This is a genomic window from Pedobacter miscanthi (assembly GCF_032678605.1).
Classification (GTDB): domain Bacteria; phylum Bacteroidota; class Bacteroidia; order Sphingobacteriales; family Sphingobacteriaceae; genus Pedobacter; species Pedobacter miscanthi_A.
The window spans coordinates 1-15,844 of sequence record NZ_JAVTSU010000016.1 but is presented as its reverse complement, the minus strand read 5'-3'; the positions used below and the strand labels follow the sequence as shown (position 1 = coordinate 15,844).

At 37.2% G+C, this 15,844-nt stretch carries 18 protein-coding genes; 8 read left to right on the top strand and 10 right to left on the bottom strand.

All coding sequences use genetic code 11. From position 1 onward, the window contains the following. Positions 1–373: 373 nt before the first annotated feature. From R2R28_RS21630 to R2R28_RS21610, 5 genes are all read right to left on the bottom strand, one after another. Positions 374–871 carry a histidine phosphatase family protein gene (locus R2R28_RS21630; protein ID WP_316827740.1) on the bottom strand — a complete coding sequence of 166 codons (498 nt, stop codon included), beginning with the start codon at positions 869–871 and terminating at the stop codon, positions 374–376. Then, complete coding sequence (locus tag R2R28_RS21625) at positions 864–1,895, bottom strand: glycosyltransferase family 9 protein (RefSeq protein ID WP_316827739.1); 1,032 nt, start codon at positions 1,893–1,895, stop codon at positions 864–866. The genes R2R28_RS21630 and R2R28_RS21625 overlap by 8 nt, the downstream gene beginning before the upstream one ends. Before the next feature lie 110 nt (positions 1,896–2,005). Beyond that, a complete protein-coding gene (locus R2R28_RS21620; RefSeq protein WP_316827738.1) occupies positions 2,006–2,608 on the bottom strand; it encodes a DUF4254 domain-containing protein in 603 nt (200 codons plus the stop codon). Positions 2,609–2,696: 88 nt separating this feature from the next. Then, the gene (locus tag R2R28_RS21615) at positions 2,697–3,203 is read right to left on the bottom strand and encodes a hypothetical protein (RefSeq protein WP_316827737.1); all 507 of its coding nucleotides are present in this window, start codon (positions 3,201–3,203) and stop codon (positions 2,697–2,699) included. A 22-nt stretch (positions 3,204–3,225) separates the two neighbouring features. Further along, the gene (locus R2R28_RS21610) at positions 3,226–4,908 is read right to left on the bottom strand and encodes a helix-hairpin-helix domain-containing protein (RefSeq protein WP_316827736.1); all 1,683 of its coding nucleotides are present in this window, start codon (positions 4,906–4,908) and stop codon (positions 3,226–3,228) included. An 89-nt stretch (positions 4,909–4,997) separates the two neighbouring features. Between R2R28_RS21610 and R2R28_RS21605 the strand changes: the two genes are divergently transcribed. Then, a complete protein-coding gene (locus tag R2R28_RS21605) occupies positions 4,998–5,624 on the top strand; it encodes a hypothetical protein (protein WP_316827735.1) in 627 nt (208 codons plus the stop codon). Between the two features lie 67 nt (positions 5,625–5,691). Here R2R28_RS21605 and sppA read toward each other — a convergent pair whose 3' ends face one another. Continuing rightward, positions 5,692–7,458, bottom strand: coding sequence for a signal peptide peptidase SppA (gene sppA, locus R2R28_RS21600; protein ID WP_316827734.1), 1,767 nt, complete (start codon positions 7,456–7,458; stop codon positions 5,692–5,694). 40 nt (positions 7,459–7,498) lie between these two features. Between sppA and folK the strand changes: the two genes are divergently transcribed. After that, positions 7,499–8,008 carry a 2-amino-4-hydroxy-6-hydroxymethyldihydropteridine diphosphokinase gene (gene folK / locus R2R28_RS21595; protein ID WP_316827733.1) on the top strand — a complete coding sequence of 170 codons (510 nt, stop codon included), beginning with the start codon at positions 7,499–7,501 and terminating at the stop codon, positions 8,006–8,008. An 11-nt stretch (positions 8,009–8,019) separates the two neighbouring features. Next, a complete protein-coding gene (locus R2R28_RS21590) occupies positions 8,020–8,391 on the top strand; it encodes an Hpt domain-containing protein (RefSeq protein ID WP_316827732.1) in 372 nt (123 codons plus the stop codon). A gap of 101 nt (positions 8,392–8,492) precedes the next feature. Here the strand turns inward: R2R28_RS21590 and pssA are convergent, their stop codons facing one another. After that, the gene (pssA, locus tag R2R28_RS21585; RefSeq protein WP_316827731.1) at positions 8,493–9,185 is read right to left on the bottom strand and encodes a CDP-diacylglycerol--serine O-phosphatidyltransferase; all 693 of its coding nucleotides are present in this window, start codon (positions 9,183–9,185) and stop codon (positions 8,493–8,495) included. Between the two features lie 78 nt (positions 9,186–9,263). Next, on the bottom strand, positions 9,264–11,018 hold the full coding sequence (gene rho, locus R2R28_RS21580; protein ID WP_316827730.1) for a transcription termination factor Rho: 1,755 nt from the start codon (positions 11,016–11,018) through the stop codon (positions 9,264–9,266). A 427-nt stretch (positions 11,019–11,445) separates the two neighbouring features. On the opposite strand from rho, the gene pyrF reads away from it, so the two are divergent. From pyrF to R2R28_RS21555, 5 genes are all read left to right on the top strand, one after another. Further along, positions 11,446–12,276, top strand: a complete 831-nt coding sequence (pyrF, locus tag R2R28_RS21575) for an orotidine-5'-phosphate decarboxylase (protein WP_316827729.1) — start codon at positions 11,446–11,448, stop codon at positions 12,274–12,276. 97 nt (positions 12,277–12,373) lie between these two features. Next, complete coding sequence (locus R2R28_RS21570; RefSeq protein WP_316827728.1) at positions 12,374–12,526, top strand: hypothetical protein; 153 nt, start codon at positions 12,374–12,376, stop codon at positions 12,524–12,526. Positions 12,527–12,966: 440 nt separating this feature from the next. Continuing rightward, a complete protein-coding gene (locus R2R28_RS21565) occupies positions 12,967–14,244 on the top strand; it encodes a DUF2851 family protein (protein ID WP_316827727.1) in 1,278 nt (425 codons plus the stop codon). Positions 14,245–14,305: 61 nt separating this feature from the next. Continuing rightward, the gene (locus R2R28_RS21560; RefSeq protein ID WP_316827726.1) at positions 14,306–14,521 is read left to right on the top strand and encodes a hypothetical protein; all 216 of its coding nucleotides are present in this window, start codon (positions 14,306–14,308) and stop codon (positions 14,519–14,521) included. A 135-nt stretch (positions 14,522–14,656) separates the two neighbouring features. Beyond that, positions 14,657–14,875, top strand: a complete 219-nt coding sequence (locus tag R2R28_RS21555) for a PspC domain-containing protein (RefSeq protein ID WP_029277136.1) — start codon at positions 14,657–14,659, stop codon at positions 14,873–14,875. 66 nt (positions 14,876–14,941) lie between these two features. Here the strand turns inward: R2R28_RS21555 and R2R28_RS21550 are convergent, their stop codons facing one another. Beyond that, positions 14,942–15,598: an ankyrin repeat domain-containing protein gene (locus R2R28_RS21550; protein WP_316827725.1), complete on the bottom strand. Its 657-nt coding sequence runs from the start codon at positions 15,596–15,598 to the stop codon at positions 14,942–14,944. A 59-nt stretch (positions 15,599–15,657) separates the two neighbouring features. Further along, positions 15,658–15,844, bottom strand: a 187-nt coding sequence (locus R2R28_RS21545) for a hypothetical protein (RefSeq protein ID WP_316827724.1), incomplete at its 5' end; no start/stop codon positions are given.

Genomic DNA, 15,844 nt, shown 5'->3' with positions numbered 1-15,844 from the left:
GTTCAGATAAATTAATGGAAAAAATTATCTGGCGATACGAATTATGAAATAACCAGAGGAGTTTAGGTTATGAATTCACCGAAATGTCTATTGCCAGATTTTCGTTTTTATATATTCAAAGTTAGTAAAAATATTTGATTAGCGGTTTTTTATGTTAAAGGTGAAATGAGTACTGTTTTTTGGAAATGTTTGTCAGTAGTTCCTGGATTTTCTAGTCCCGCTGTACCTTCTGCCGAAGCTGGTTAGCGCCGATTTATCGGTAAAGCATCGGCATTCGTCCCATCGGGTTTATTTAACAGCAGTTTGTGCTTATCGGGGAAACCTTTCCAGTGCCAGTTTCCGTGTTAACCTGTGCATCCGTGGCCAACTTTAGTTAAATCTCGTCACTATTCTTCGGATAATCAAAAAAGACCAGTTCGCCGGTGCCTTTGCTTACCATTTGCCACGAATCAAAAGGGAAGGAAATTAACACCATGCCTGCTGTTGGGATATTGTAAATGCCAGCATCGCATAATTCGTTCGCAAAATCGGTAAAACCGGGGTTGTGGCCAAACATTACCACTTTATCGGCCGAATCATTTAAACCATTAACAACTTTAAGTAAAGTAGAGGTATTGGCTTCATAAATTGATTCTTCAAACCGAATCTGACCGATATTGTAAGCTTCGGCAAAATATTTTGCGGTAGATTTTGCCCTTTTTGCAGGGCTACTTACGATCTGATCAATTTTAAAGCCACGGTTAATGAGTCTTTCAGCCATTTCCGGTGCATTTTCCTTTCCGCGTTTGTTTAGCGGGCGGTCGAAATCTTTTAAATCTAAATTTCCCCAATCTGATTTCCCGTGACGGATTAAAAGTAATTGTTTAGCCATGTAGTTTCCCTTTAATTTTATTTACAATTGTTTCAGGTTTAATTAAGTCTATACAACTTTCAACACCACAAAGGCAGGGTTTGTTTCCGTAAATAGAATTTGGTCTCGAAGGATGGTCAATCTGTATGCAATCGCTTTCCAGTTGCCCGTAACCTAAAAAGCCGGCATATGGATGTGTTGGGCCCCATACTGAAACAACGGGGATTCCCATCAAAGAAGCCATGTGCATGCCTGAAGAATCCATACTCAACATTAAATCGAGGTTGGAGATGATGGCTAACTCTTCCGTCAGGTTAAAATTACCGATTAAATTTTGGGTGTTTACATATTTTTTACCCCATTGCTCAGCAATCGTTTGTTCGGTTTTACCACCTCCAAAGATGAAAATTTCGTAGCCTAAATTACTTAGTGAGGCAATTACTTCTTCCATTTTTTCTAAGGAATACACTTTGTAAACATGTTGTGCAAAAGGGGAGATACCTATCTTTTTTGTGGTTTTATTGATAAATAAATTTTGTGCCTGCCCGGGGATAGCCTGAGGCGATTTATTTATTTTATGACTGAGTTTAAGCTCAAAACCTAAATTACGGAAAACATCCGCATAACGTTCAACGGTTTTTCTAATCGGTTTGAAAACTTTATTGTTGGTGCGTGTTAAAGCTTTTTTCTCTGCCCTGCCTTTATCAATCCTCTTGATTTTTATACCTGCTAACCGAAAGAAGGTAGAAATAGCCCTGCTTCTCAGATTATCATGTAAATCGGCTATCACATCTGGTTTGTAACTGCGGAGTTCCTGATAAAGTTTATATAGTCCATCTATCCCTTTGTGGGTACTTTTAGGCTGGATAGGGTGGAAGATGAGATTGGGGATATGATCGAAAAATGGTTTGAAGGCTGGCCGGCTCACCATAATCAGTTCTGTTAATGGATTTTGATCAGAAAACTCACGTAAAACGGATGCTACCATGGCTACATCGCCCATGGCCGAAAAGCGTAAAACGATGATTTTTTGGGTTGATGACATGAATTTTCAAGTAGTTCGTCATTGCGAGGCACGAAGCAATCTTAAAGCTATAGGTGTAAATAGCGAAAGTAGTAGGATTGCTGCGTGCCTTATAATGACGATTTGAACTGTTATGCTTTATTATACAATACGGGGTTTAAACTCGGGTCGTTGTACATTTTCATTTGTTTGTACACCTTCATGTATTTTTTGCCCGCCTCAATATCTGCCAATAATTCATCAATACTGGTTGATAAATCATTACGCTGTGATAAAAGTACATTTAATTTCGTCTGGCATTGTGCGCGGTGCTCAGCTGATGCACTTTCGCGTTCAGCTTCTTCCTGCATGTGGTAAATTTTTAATGCAAGGATAGAAAGCCTGTCGATAGCCCATGCCGGACTTTCGGTATTGACTTTTGCATCCGGCAGAGGCGAAATTCCCAAATAAAGGTTTAAGAAATGACCATCAATAAACTCTACCATATCGGTACGTACCTGGTTTTGTGCATCAATGCGTCTTTTCCAGCTCAAACCTTCAACAGGATCAATCTGTGGGTTACGCACTACATCCTCCATGTGCCATTGAGCAGTATCAATCCAGTTTTTAACATAAAAAAGATGCTCTAAACTTTCAGCATCATATGGGTTTTCAACCGGATGGTCAATATCATCAAACTCATGGTAGTCTGTAATAACCTGATTAAATATGCGGTTGGCAATTTCACTTATCATGGGGCAAAGATATTAAAAGATTTCTTATAGGATGATTACACAGATTAGTGGATTACACGGATTAAATTAGTTTAAATTTTTCCATTGATTATTCGTCATAGTATGGAGGCTCTATTTCCTCTTCAGAAGGCAGCCAATCATTGTTAATTTTTTCGATTAAACTTTGAATGTTGTTTTTTACTCCTTTTTTGGTGAAATCTATACAAATAACTGTGTTTATATCATTTTCCTCATTTTGTGCAGCAAATGCAGCGAACCAAAACTCCTCACTGAAATTTTTATTCGCCGCTGTAATCGGAGCTTGGTCATAGTCGAATGGTATCTGGGTTATGTTTTCTTGTTCAATAGCGTTTTCTACTATTTTTAGATCAAATGATAATTCAACAGTATCCGAAAGTTGGCCCGTACTACAAATATAAGCTACTTGATTTTCAAGAGATTTTTCAATAACTAATTCTACAAAGTCTATGTCTTCATCATCCGAAATAGTAAAAGCAACCCAATTACCTATAGGCAATTTTTTAAACCACTCAGAATCTCTTCTTACGTTTGTATAAAGAATTCTTCTGTTATTGATTACGCCAAACTGCTGCATGCTGTTATTTTTAGATTAGTAATTAACCTATTGCCCTCTTACTTTCAAAATATTCCGTAATCTCTTCCAAAGAGAAAGCATTTAAACATTTATCGGCACTTAAACCACCTTTGCGGGCCACTAAAATGCCGTAATGCATATCATGGAAACCTTCTGTTCTGTGTGCATCAGGATTTACAGAAAGCAATACGCCTTTTTCTAAAGCGTAACGGTGCCAGCGCCAATCCAAATCCAAACGTAAAGGGTTGGCATTAATTTCGATTACGACTTTGTTTGCCGCACAGGCATCGATGATTTTTTTATAATCTATCGGATATCCGGCCCTGCTTAACAATAAACGACCTGTAGGATGTCCCAATATGGTTGTATACGGGTTTTCGATCGCTTTTAATAAACGTGCGGTGGCTTTGACTTCGTCCATGCGTAAATTGCTGTGTACAGAAGCCACCACAAAATCAAATGTTTTTAAGATATCATCCGAATAATCCAATGAGCCATCGCTTAAAATATCACTTTCAATACCTTTAAAGATTTTAAAAGGAGCCAGTTTTTTATTCAGTTCATCAATTTCCTGGTGTTGACCGAAGACACGCTGCTCATTTAATCCTTTTGCATAAACAGCGGTTTTAGAGTGGTCGCATATCCCTAAGTACTGAAGGTTTAGGTTTTCTTTACAATAAACGGCCATCTGCTCTAAAGTATGCACCCCATCGCTCCAGGTAGAGTGGTTGTGCAAACTGCCTTTTAAATCTTCATATTGGATTAAGGTTGGCAGTTTGTTGGCTTTTGCCAATTCAATTTCATCGAAATCCTCACGAAGTTCAGGTGCGATAAAAGCCAATCCTGCCTTGTTGTAAATATCTTCCTCACTGGTGAAAACGCCTTCGCCAGCTAATATCAGCACTTTTTCTACATGTTCGGTATTTCCGGTGAGTTTAAACCACTGTAAGTGAAAATCAGCTTTTTCAATGGCATGGATTTTTATTCTGAAACCTGCTTCCGTAGTACAGATGAAAAAATTTTCAGCCCCGATGAGCGAAAGTTGTTCGAAAGTTGGTAAATTTTGTTTAAGCGCATCAATATTTTCGGTGCCAATCACAATTTCCAATTCATCGATAATCTCACATGCACGGCGGTATTGACCAGCGAAACCTAAAATTGCATTGCCATCAAAATTTGCCGTCCATGCCGAAAGTTGCGTAAACAAGGTTTTGGCAAAACCTTCTATTTGTGCATATAAAAACCTGCCATTTGCGGCCAGCTTAAATTCGATGGCATTTTTAATTTCTTCCTGCGTTTTTAAACCAAAACCTTTTGCCTCGATTAAGCGGTTTTCGTTACAGGCATAATACAATTCACCAATGCTTTCTATTCCGAGGCTCCGCCAGATGATAAAAATCTTTTTCGGTCCGATGCCTTTTATGGCCAGCATTTCTACCACACCTTCGGGTGTTCTCTCCAGAATTTCGTTAAGTTCTTTTAATTCTCCTGTTTGCAGGAGTTCTACAATTTTGGAAGCCAGACCTTTACCAATGCCTTCGATTTTATCTAACTCATCTAAAGGTTTATCTTTTAATGCAAAAGGCAATTTATCTACTTTAAAATAGGCGTTTGCAACGGATTTTATTTTAAAAGGATTTTCTTCATGCAGCTCCATAAGCTGCGATAAAAGGCGTAAAGTGCGGGCGATGGTCTTATTTTCCATAAGGGGTAAAATTAGGAAATAAAGCCTCAAATCTTCAGGGCGCTGATCAATTTATAAACACAATTTTATTAAAATGTTGTTTTACACTCATGAAATCTACAAAATTTGTCCTTTTAGGATTAGGCATAAGTTTGGCGGCCTGTCAATCTTCCAATAAAACTGATGAGCATACAACTGATTCAGTTACCCAGGTATCTACCCCTGCACAGGTTGCAGATGAACGGTTTTTGGTTGTTGCAGGTCATTCCGTTGGCGAAATTTCACTTGGAGAAGATATGGAACAGGTAGGCAAAAAATTAGGCAAGGCAGATGCCGGTGATGCTGCAATGGGTAAAGCCTGGGGAATTTGGTACAGCAACGATTCAACTGCTAAACACCGTAACGAAATTGCGGTTTATTCTTCTTATCGCGATACCAGTATGCGGATTAAAGATGTAAAACAAATCAGGGTTACTTCGAATAAGTTTAAAACAAAGGATGGTTTGGCTACAGGAAATACATTGGAAGCTACCAGACTGAAATTTCCTGAGATCGAAAAACTTTCGGCTTATTTAAATGAAAATAAAGATACTGTTACCGTTTACGATGCCAAAAAAGATGGAATTGGCTTCGAATTTTTAAAAGGGAAAAGTATTTCCTTAACCGTTCATCAGGTAAATATTCCGGTTAATGCCACTTATTTGACGCTGCATCCGGAGTGGAAGTTAATTGAATGATGGAAGAGGTAAGATGGAAAATGGATGTTGATATTTCCATTTTCCATCACCCATTTTCCATCTTACATTATTTAATCACTGCTTCAAACGGCATTCTTGCTTGGATACCAGAACTCGCAATTACCTTTTTCATTTGCTGGTAAAGCATGTAATTGTCGCCAAGTTCCTGTTTAGTATAATAGGTTTTAATTTTGTCTGTACCTTCATCCATTAACGATTTCCATGGATCAATTACATCCGGGTATTCTACCACTTTATATTTCTTTAGTTTTGCTTTTTTAGCGGCTGCTTTAATGGCATCGTTAAAACTTCCGATCCTGTCGGCTAAACCAATCTGAACCGCATCTGTACCGATCCACACGTGGCCCCCTCCAATACTGTCGATATATGCCTTACTTTTCTTTCTGCCATCAGCAACTCTACTTACAAAACCACTGTAGATTCTGTTTAATTCGTTCTGAATGATAAATCTCTCACCTGATGTCATTGGGCGGTTGGTAGCCATAATATCGGCATATTTACCCGTTTTAACGCCATCAAATGTAATACCCAGTTTGTTGGTCATTAAATTTTGAAAGTTAGGGATAATGCCAAATACACCAATAGAACCTGTAATGGTATTGGGTTGAACAAAAATACTATCAGCAGCACAGCCAATGTAGTAACCGCCTGATGCAGCTACATCACCAAAGGATGCAATAACTGGTTTTTCTTTTTTAGTTAATACAATTTCCCTCCAGATCACATCCGAAGCCAAAGCACTGCCACCTGGTGAGTTTACACGTAAAACAACTGCTTTAATATCGTCGTCTAAACGGGCTTTTCTGATTGCTCTTGAAATACGTTCAGAACCAATCTGATTATCAGAGCCTTCACCACCACTAATTTCGCCATTGGCATAAATAATTGCTACTTTATCTTTTCCTTCGCCGGTATCAGTATTATTTTTGGCATAATCATTAATGCTAACCGAACGGATATTTTCGCCCCTGGTTCTGCCTGATAACCCTTTTAATTCTTCTAAAATCTGATCTTTATATTTCAGGGCATCAATCATTTTAAAATTTAAGGCATCCTGTGGTTGTTGCACACTGTAATTATCAGCAATGTTGTTGAGACTATCTTTCTGGATATTTCTGCTTAAGGCAATATCGCTTAAAAATGTGCTATAAAGGCCGCCAACGTATGCAGTAACCTGTTTGCGGTTATAATCGCTCATTTTATCTAAAATAAATGGCTCAACGGCGCTTTTGTAGTTTCCAACCCGAATGACCTGCATTTCTACACCAACTTTTTCTAAAGTTCCTTTAAAGAAGGTTAATTCGGAACTGAAACCTTTAAATTCTAAGGCACCTTCTGGATTTAAATATACTTTATCAGCTACCGAAGCTAAATAATATGCACCCTGGGTGTAAACTTCGCTATAAGCGATAATTTTTTTATGCGATTTTTTAAAATCGATTAAAGCATTTCTAACCTCACGCAGGGTAGCAAAACCCGCATTCGGACTGCTTACATTTAAATAGATACACTTGATGTTATCATCAGTTTTGGCCTTTTGTACCGCTTTAATAAAATCGTTTAAACCGATGCCATCTTTTTCTTCACCACCAACAATTGGCAGGTTTCCGAAAGGGTTTTTTGGGGTACGCTCAGTAATGGCCTGGTCTAAATTTAAAAAAAGTACCGAATTGTTAGATACCACAACTGTTTTATCGCTATCAATAGATGATATAGCACCTACAACAATTACGAAGCAGATGATAAATATAATTACCATCGATAAGAAAAAGCCCAACATGGAGGCAAATAAATACTTAAAGAATTCTCTCATTTAAATGTTTTAATTTTGTGCTGTAAAGATATAAAAATACATGATGCTTAATAAAGCTTTAGATTACGGCACGGCTTATTTGTTACTGGGTGGAAATTTAGGTGATAGAGAAGGAAATTTAAAGAAGGCCATCGAACTGTTGAACGAAAAAATCGGCAAGGTAACATTGGTTTCATCATTGTACGAAACGGCTGCCTGGGGTAAAACCGACCAGCCTGCTTTTTTAAACCAGGCGGTGGTTTTGCAAACGCAGTTAAGCGCATTGGAAGTTTTAAATCGGGCACTGGATATTGAACACGAACTGGGCAGGATACGAAAAGATAAATGGGGAGAACGGTTGATCGACATCGATCTTATCCTTTTTAACGAGGAGGTCATCAATATTCCCAATAAGCTTCAAATACCCCATCCGCACATGCAAAATCGAAAATTTGTGATGGAACCTTTGGCTGAAATTGCTCCAAATGTGATGCATCCGGTATTGGGGGAAACGATGTTAAGCATCAGCAGAAATATGGAAGACCGGCTTGAGGTTAAAAAAATTGGTTAAAATTTGATGGCATGATAAATAACAAGGGTAAAGCAATTGATTTTTCCTATCTGATCGAAATGGTAGGCGATGATCCTGCGTTTTTAATAGAATTTTTTGAAACGTTTACAGAACACGCCCCGATTTATTTGGCAGAGATGGAAAACGCTTTGGCTAATCAGAATTGGAATGAAGTGGCCAATTGTGCACATAAAATTAAACCTACCTTTAGTTACATTGGCCGGAATGATGTAAAAGAACTTGTTCGCGCCATTGAAGATAATGCCAGGGACCAAACTGCAGGAGAAAAAATAAAATCAGATGTGGAAAAGCTAAAATTATTGTGCGCTGACATTTTTCAGCAGCTTGAAGTGGAGAAAATAAAACTTATTTCTCAGCTTTAGGAAGGTTTGTTATATTTTTTTGTATGCCGCAGATTTCGCAGAAAAAGAACACAGGTTTAGATGATTCTATTTCATCGGTTTGTATCCTCACGAACTGAAAGTTAAATATGTTTGCTGGCCGTTGCCCCCCTAAAATGTAATATCGACAACGCAATATATAACACCAGAACAAAAGGGATAGCGGCAAATTTCAAAAAGGCAATTAAAATGGCCGATAAAATGAGGAAAATAAATTTGATTTTATTTTTTGCCCAGCTTAAATCACTGAATTTTAAAGAGAATATTTTTATTTCGCTCACCAGCAAAAAACTGGTAATGGCCGTTATTGCGATTAATAAAATACTGGAACCAATTACCTCAGGATAATCGGCTGCAATAAAAGGCAATGAACAGATAAACAGGGTATTCATTGGCGTATTTAAACCGATAAAATCTTCCGTTTGCCTTTCGTCATTATTAAATTTAGCCAATCTAAGTGCAGAAAAAATAGTGATGATAAAACCTAAATAGGGTAGGTATTCTGATGAATAATCGCTTGCTTTTAAAAGGTGAAACATGATTACCCCAGGCAGTAATCCAAAACTCACCATATCAGCCAGAGAATCAAGGTCTTTCCCTATGGCCGATTTAACATTTAATAAACGGGCAACCATCCCATCAAAAAAATCAAAAATTCCGGAGAAAATAACAAAATAAGCTGCGGTTTCTAAGTTGCCTTTAAATGCAAAAACGATTCCGATACAACCAGAAAAAAGGTTTGCACAGGTAATCGCATTAGGGAGATGCCTTTTCATATCATGTAAGATGGAAGATGTGAAATGGTAAATGGAATACATACCTCATCCATTTACCATCTTACATTTTACCTTTTTCTAGCTGTTCATCGAAATTAAGAACTCTTCGTTACTTTTTGTTCCTTTTATTTGTGATTGAACAAATTCCATCGCTTCCTGACTGTTCATATCAGCAAGGTGGTTACGTAAAATCCATACACGTTGCAAAATATCCCTATCAAGCAATAAATCATCTCTACGGGTACTTGAAGCAGTAATATCGATAGCTGGGAAAATACGTTTGTTAGATAGTTTACGATCTAATTGAAGTTCCATGTTACCCGTTCCTTTAAATTCTTCGAAAATTACTTCGTCCATTTTAGAACCTGTATCGGTTAATGCCGTAGCTAAAATGGTTAATGAACCACCATTTTCAATGTTACGTGCAGCACCAAAGAAACGTTTTGGTTTGTGTAATGCATTTGCATCAACACCACCCGATAATATTTTACCCGATGCCGGAGCTGTTGTATTGTATGCCCTTGCTAAACGCGTAATCGAATCCAATAGAATTACCACATCGTGTCCGCTTTCTACCAAACGTTTTGCTTTTTCTAAAACAATATTGGCAATTTTTACGTGACGCTCTGCTGGCTCATCAAAAGTAGAGGCAATTACCTCGGCCCTTACACTACGTGCCATATCGGTAACCTCTTCCGGGCGTTCATCAATCAACAAGATGATTAAATAAACTTCTGGATGGTTTTTGGCAATGGCGTTGGCAACCTCTTTCAATAAATTGGTTTTACCCGTTTTTGGTTGCGCTACAATTAAACCACGCTGTCCTTTACCAATTGGTGTAAATAAATCCATAATACGGGTAGAGTAGTTACTGTTATCCGTAAATAAATTTAATTTTTCGGTAGGGAAAAGTGGTGTTAAATAATCAAATGGAACACGGTCGCGAACCTCAGCAGGAATTCTGCCGTTAATGGTTTCTACACGAACCAATGGGAAATATTTTTCACCTTCTTTTGGTGGGCGGATACTGCCTTTAACCGTATCACCGGTTTTTAAACCAAAAAGTTTTATCTGAGACTGAGATACATAAATATCATCAGGAGAAGTTAAGTAGTTGTAATCTGCAGAGCGCAAGAAACCGTAACCATCAGGCATAATTTCTAAAACACCCTCGTTTGTAATTACGTTATCGAAATCTAAGTTAGAATAACTGTTTTCGTTTTTGTGGTGGTTACCACCGCCTGGTTGTTTCTGCTGGCGGTTTTCGTCACGTTGTGGTTTTTCCTGTTTTTCTTTTGGCTCTTGTTTTTGTTTCGGAGCTACCGGAAGCACTTCTGCACTTTCTTCAATCAAAGCTGAAATCGGTTTTACGCTTTCTTCAGTTTCAACAATTCTGTCTGGCTGTCTTTCTGGTTGTTGATGATGCTGAGGCTCGTCAAATAAAGTTACCGAATCTCTCCTTCTTTCAATAGGGGCAGCCGGTTCATCTTTACTTAACCTGGCTCTTTTTTTAACCGGTTTTTCAGTAGTAACAGCCTTTTCAACTGCAACTGGCTTATCGGCAACCACAGTAGAAGCAGCGGCGGCCGCTGCTGCAGCAACTTTTGTTATTTTGGCCGCTTTTGTTTTTGGGGCAGGAGCAGCTGCAATAGGTTCTGCTTCGCTATAAGGATCTGCACCGGCCTTAGCAGCATTTATAATTTCCTGTTGGTGTAAAAGTACTTCAACAAGGTCGATTTTTCTTAGAGAGTCGGCACCTTCAATGCCATAGCTTTTTGCTAGCTCACGTAATTCTGTTGTGAGCTTATCATTTAATTCTGTTTTACTAAACATTCTAAATATATATGTTTCAAGAAATTTTTCATTTGTTTATAACGGATGTTTTCTGTTATAAATCTACACAGGCCTAAAAAAATATTTGTGTTAGCATAAGCCCGGCAGTTTCATTGTGTATAAGTTCTTAAGGCTATAAAACATTAATTGAGTTCATTGTGGAAAATGCTCAAATTGTTTCATAATTGTTTACAAGCTGAATAAAAAGCAAATTTTGCTTTTAAAAAAGGATAACAAAAAACAAGTCTTGATAAATTTTTCTGGGATATTCAGATAAACGGTTGAGAAATTATGTTGCAATTGTATGTATTTGAAACGTAATCTGCAAGCAAAAGTTTAAAATGTTTATAAAAATAATTTCATTCGGGATTATTTTATCGCTCAAAAAGCTTAAAAATCTTCATATTTGCATCAAATAAGCCCATATATGACAAAGCAACAACTTTTTGAGCAGATACAAAAAAAACGTTCATTTTTATGTGTCGGATTGGATTCTTCGTTAGATAAAATCCCAAAACACCTGTTAAAATATGAAAATCCGATTTTGGAATTCAACAAACAGATTATTGATGCCACTAAAGATCTTTGTGTAGCTTATAAACCTAACACTGCTTTTTATGAGTGTTACGGTAAAAAAGGATGGGAAACCTTGATCGAAACCTGGAAGTATATCCCGAAAGATGTTTTTTCTATTGCCGATGCCAAACGTGGCGATATTGGCAATACTTCTGCCATGTATGCTGAAACATTTTTTAATGCAGCCTCATCCGAAATGAGTTTCGATTCGGTTACGGTGGCACCTTATATGGGAAGCGATTCGGTAACCCCTTTCCTGACTTTTAAAGATAAATGGGTTATTCTGCTGGCTTTAACCTCTAACAGTGGACATGCTGATTTTCAATTGCAGGAAATTGGTGAGGATAAACTTTTCGAAAAAGTGCTTAAAACATCACAAGGGTGGGCAACCGACGAGCAGATGATGTACGTGGTAGGTGCAACCCGTGGATCAGCTTTTGGCGATGTACGTAAATTAGCGCCAAATCATTTTCTTTTGGTGCCCGGCGTTGGTGCACAGGGGGGCGATTTGAATGAAGTATGTAAATATGGTTTAAACTCACAATGTGGGTTATTAATCAACTCTTCAAGAGGAATTATTTATGCCGGTCAGGGAGAAGATTTTGCTGAAAAGGCCAGAGAAGAAGCGTTGAAACTGCAACAAGAAATGGAGCAGATTCTGATTAATGCAGCGTTGGTTTAGCTTCATTTAGTTTTTGACCACGAAGACCCGAAGAATAGGTGTTTATTGAATAGATTGTGATGAAAAATAATTATTTTTAGGTATCAAGATTAAAGCTATGGATGATTCGGCCGTTAAAATAACGTTTGAAAGGTTAACGGAGCTGGTAAAGGGATTAACGGCAGAAGAAAAACAGCGCCTGATCAATATCTTAAAGGAAGAAAATCAATTTATTGTTCAGGAAACTGAAGTAGCCTATTTAAAAAAGTGATCAGATTTCATTCGAAGAAAAATGGGAACAAAGTATCTCAGCGAAAGAATTTGAGAAATTAGCTCATAAAAATATACACCAATTACCTTGGAAGTAGTTGTAAATTTTCATCCTTCTGTTCTCCTGTATTTTAATCAGCTTATTAATGATTTATTTTATCAGGGATATTTTCATATAAAGAAAGCGCCTTAAATTAGGTGTCAAAAGTAATTTACAACGTATAAAATACGATCCACAATAAAAAACATTATCCTTGCCAAAATACACTTTTAAAATTTGGGAAATATTACATTCATTTTAATATGAATCAGAATACAACCTGGTATTTTGTATTTGAAAAAAGTGGCGATAAGTATCTGATAAACTATGTTTTTAATAATTATGCTACAGAAGTGAAAGATTTAAACTACAATTATTAAGAATATTTGTTATCTTCAGGAATGGATTTTCCGGAAGATTTTCTTCATTATGTGTGGCAGTTCAGGTCGTTTGATTATAGCGGGCTGCAAACTGTTGCTGGAGAAAGTTTGAAAATCATTAATCCGGGATTGCTCAATAAAAACGCCGGACCGGATTTTTTTCATTCCAAAATTGAAATAGGTGAGACCACCTGGGCAGGTAATGTAGAAATCCACCTTAAATCATCCGATTGGTTAAAGCATAACCATCAAAAAGATCCGGCTTACGAAAACGTGATTTTGCACGTGGTTTACGAACACGACGTCGAAATTAAAAGGATGGACAATACGGTTTTGCCGGTATTGGAATTAAAAAAACGCATTTCTGCAGAGCTGATCAAAAAATACGAAAAGCTTTTTCTTAACCTTACTGATTTTCCATGCATTTCTCAGATAGGGACCGTTGATCAGCTAATTGTAGATTCTTTTTTATCCAGAACCTTAATTGAGCGTTTCGAACAGAAAACACAAGCTGTTACCGAAACCTTAAACGAACTGAACGGGAATTGGGATGAAACTTTTTACCGTTTCCTGTCCCGTAATTTTGGTTTTAAAATTAATGCACTGCCTTTCGAACTGCTGGCAAAGGCGGTTCCTCAACATATTTATTCGAAACATAAAAATAATCCTCATCAAATTGAAGCACTGGTTTTTGGTGCGGCAGGATTTTTAAATGGTCAATTTGAAGAAGAATATCCTAAAAAGCTAAAAGCCGAATTCGAGTTTCTCCAGAAGAAATATCACATCAAGCCAGTTGAACTTTCGGTTTGGAAATTTATGCGGATGCGGCCACAGAATTTTCCAACCATCCGTTTGGCACAGTTTGCCGCATTAATTGTAAAGGCCAATCATCTTTTTTCGAAGGTAATGGAAATTAAAGAGATCCCCCGGTTACGGGCTTTGTTCGAAGATCTGCCCGTTAACGATTATTGGAAAACACATTATCATTTTAAAAAAGAAACAGCCAGTGTAAATATACAGATCGGCAAAACTTCTGTAGATAATATGTTGTTAAATACCGTTGCTTTGTTCTTATTTGCCTATGGGAAATATACGGCTGCGCAATTTTATACCAGTAGGGCAATAAAGTTATTGGAAAGTTTGCCGGCAGAGCAAAATGCAATTATTGATAAGTTTACAGGCGCAGGAGTTAAAATCGAACATGCATTTGCCTCTCAGGGGATTTTACAGTTAAAAAAGCAGTATTGTGATGAGAAAAAATGCCTATCTTGTGGTATTGGAATTAAAATTCTAAAATAAGCATCATCAGATTAATTTTTTCAATGCCAAACTTTCTAACCTATAATCCGTTTTAACCAATATGGAATTTCCACACGAGCTAAAAGAACTTTATCCTGATCAGATTATCGAAGTTAGGGGTAATGCAGATGCCTTAACCGTTATATTGAAGAAAGAAGCCGATATTCATAAATTTAAAGCCGAACTGGTTAATAAATTTTCCGGTTTGGAAGAACAACAAATCCTTTTTATCAAACATGAGGATAAACAGGATTTTGAAAAACTCATTCTCCAGTAAATAAAAAGTTCAGGATGTATTAATGCTGATTTAACCGATTATTTTACTAAATTAGGGTTTGAAAATAGAATCGTAAACCGGTTAGCAATAAATGATCTAATATGATCGTTATTAGGGTTTTTAAATAAGCTTGAAATGTTTCAGAGAATTATAACTTATTTTGAGCAGCAGAGTTTTGGTGTCTCCACTTATTTAGCTAACAAGTTAAACATGAGTACGGCAAAAGTCCGTCTGTTTTTTATCTATTCCTCGTTTTTAGCAGTGGGTTTCCCAATTTTATTCTATTTTTTGGCCGCAGTAGTGCTTGATATCAGAACCTATATGAAAAGAATGCGGTTGAGGATATGGGAATAGGTAAAATGGTTGATGGATAATGGGTTGATAAATCTAGACTCAGGACTAAAGACTTCAGACTCAACTCTAATCATCGTCTCTTAAAATCTCGGCAATTTCGTTAAAACCTTTTTCTGCGGCTAAATCTGCTGGTAATTTTCCACCTTCCATACGTAAAGATACTTCAGCACCGTGTTCTAAAAGTAAAATAATCATTTCTATATTTCCCAATTGTGCTGCGGTATGTAGTGGCGCCAATCCTGCTTTTTGGCAAACATTAGGATAGGCTCCAGCCTCCAGTAGGCTTTTTGTAATATTAAAATTGTTGGCGGCAACAGCCGAGTGGATCGGGAATACGTTAAAGCCATTTTTCGAGGCCAGGTTAACATCAGCACCTTTTAAAATCAGAAAGCGGGTTAAATCTTCGTGACCGAAATAGCAGGCCAGGCCAAGAGGTGTAAAACCATCTTCAGAAAATTCGTTAATGCGCTCGGGATTTTGAAAAATTAATAAGGTAGCAGCATCAAATTTACCTGCAGCACAAGCTTCAAAAAGGGTTAGATGATCAACAAATTCTGCGATTAAATCGGCTATTTCCTGCTTTTTATAATAACAGGCCAATAATAATGGCGAAATATGATGTGAAGTATCAACATTAGCCAGTTTTGGATTTTCTACCAAAATTTGTTTTACCAATTGTAAATTTCCTGCCTCAATTTGTTCTTCGAGCTGCGCTATACCCATAATATTATTTAAAAATCGACTTAAATTACCAAAAATTAAGAAATTGTAAACTTTTTTGCCTAAATATATATAGTGTGAAGCAATCTACCAAGACCTTGCAGGTTTTTTAAACCTATAAGGTTTAGATCGTTAATTTTTAAACCTAAGAAAGAAAGGCCCAGATAAAATAAACCTGATAGAACGAAAAGCCCGGAGCGAGGTACGAGTGAGGACTTGTAGGGATAAGCAGGACTTTCATAACCTAAA

Coding starts and splice junctions, on each gene's coding strand:
- R2R28_RS21630 (WP_316827740.1), bottom strand. CDS start 871: ATGGCTAAACAATTACTTTTAATCCGTCACGGGAAATCAGATTGGGGA.
- R2R28_RS21625 (WP_316827739.1), bottom strand. CDS start 1,895: ATGTCATCAACCCAAAAAATCATCGTTTTACGCTTTTCGGCCATGGGC.
- R2R28_RS21620 (WP_316827738.1), bottom strand. CDS start 2,608: ATGATAAGTGAAATTGCCAACCGCATATTTAATCAGGTTATTACAGAC.
- R2R28_RS21615 (WP_316827737.1), bottom strand. CDS start 3,203: ATGCAGCAGTTTGGCGTAATCAATAACAGAAGAATTCTTTATACAAAC.
- R2R28_RS21610 (WP_316827736.1), bottom strand. CDS start 4,908: ATGGAAAATAAGACCATCGCCCGCACTTTACGCCTTTTATCGCAGCTT.
- R2R28_RS21605 (WP_316827735.1), top strand. CDS start 4,998: ATGAAATCTACAAAATTTGTCCTTTTAGGATTAGGCATAAGTTTGGCG.
- sppA (WP_316827734.1), bottom strand. CDS start 7,458: ATGAGAGAATTCTTTAAGTATTTATTTGCCTCCATGTTGGGCTTTTTC.
- folK (WP_316827733.1), top strand. CDS start 7,499: ATGATGCTTAATAAAGCTTTAGATTACGGCACGGCTTATTTGTTACTG.
- R2R28_RS21590 (WP_316827732.1), top strand. CDS start 8,020: ATGATAAATAACAAGGGTAAAGCAATTGATTTTTCCTATCTGATCGAA.
- pssA (WP_316827731.1), bottom strand. CDS start 9,185: ATGAAAAGGCATCTCCCTAATGCGATTACCTGTGCAAACCTTTTTTCT.
- rho (WP_316827730.1), bottom strand. CDS start 11,018: ATGTTTAGTAAAACAGAATTAAATGATAAGCTCACAACAGAATTACGT.
- pyrF (WP_316827729.1), top strand. CDS start 11,446: ATGACAAAGCAACAACTTTTTGAGCAGATACAAAAAAAACGTTCATTT.
- R2R28_RS21570 (WP_316827728.1), top strand. CDS start 12,374: ATGGATGATTCGGCCGTTAAAATAACGTTTGAAAGGTTAACGGAGCTG.
- R2R28_RS21565 (WP_316827727.1), top strand. CDS start 12,967: ATGGATTTTCCGGAAGATTTTCTTCATTATGTGTGGCAGTTCAGGTCG.
- R2R28_RS21560 (WP_316827726.1), top strand. CDS start 14,306: ATGGAATTTCCACACGAGCTAAAAGAACTTTATCCTGATCAGATTATC.
- R2R28_RS21555 (WP_029277136.1), top strand. CDS start 14,657: ATGTTTCAGAGAATTATAACTTATTTTGAGCAGCAGAGTTTTGGTGTC.
- R2R28_RS21550 (WP_316827725.1), bottom strand. CDS start 15,598: ATGGGTATAGCGCAGCTCGAAGAACAAATTGAGGCAGGAAATTTACAA.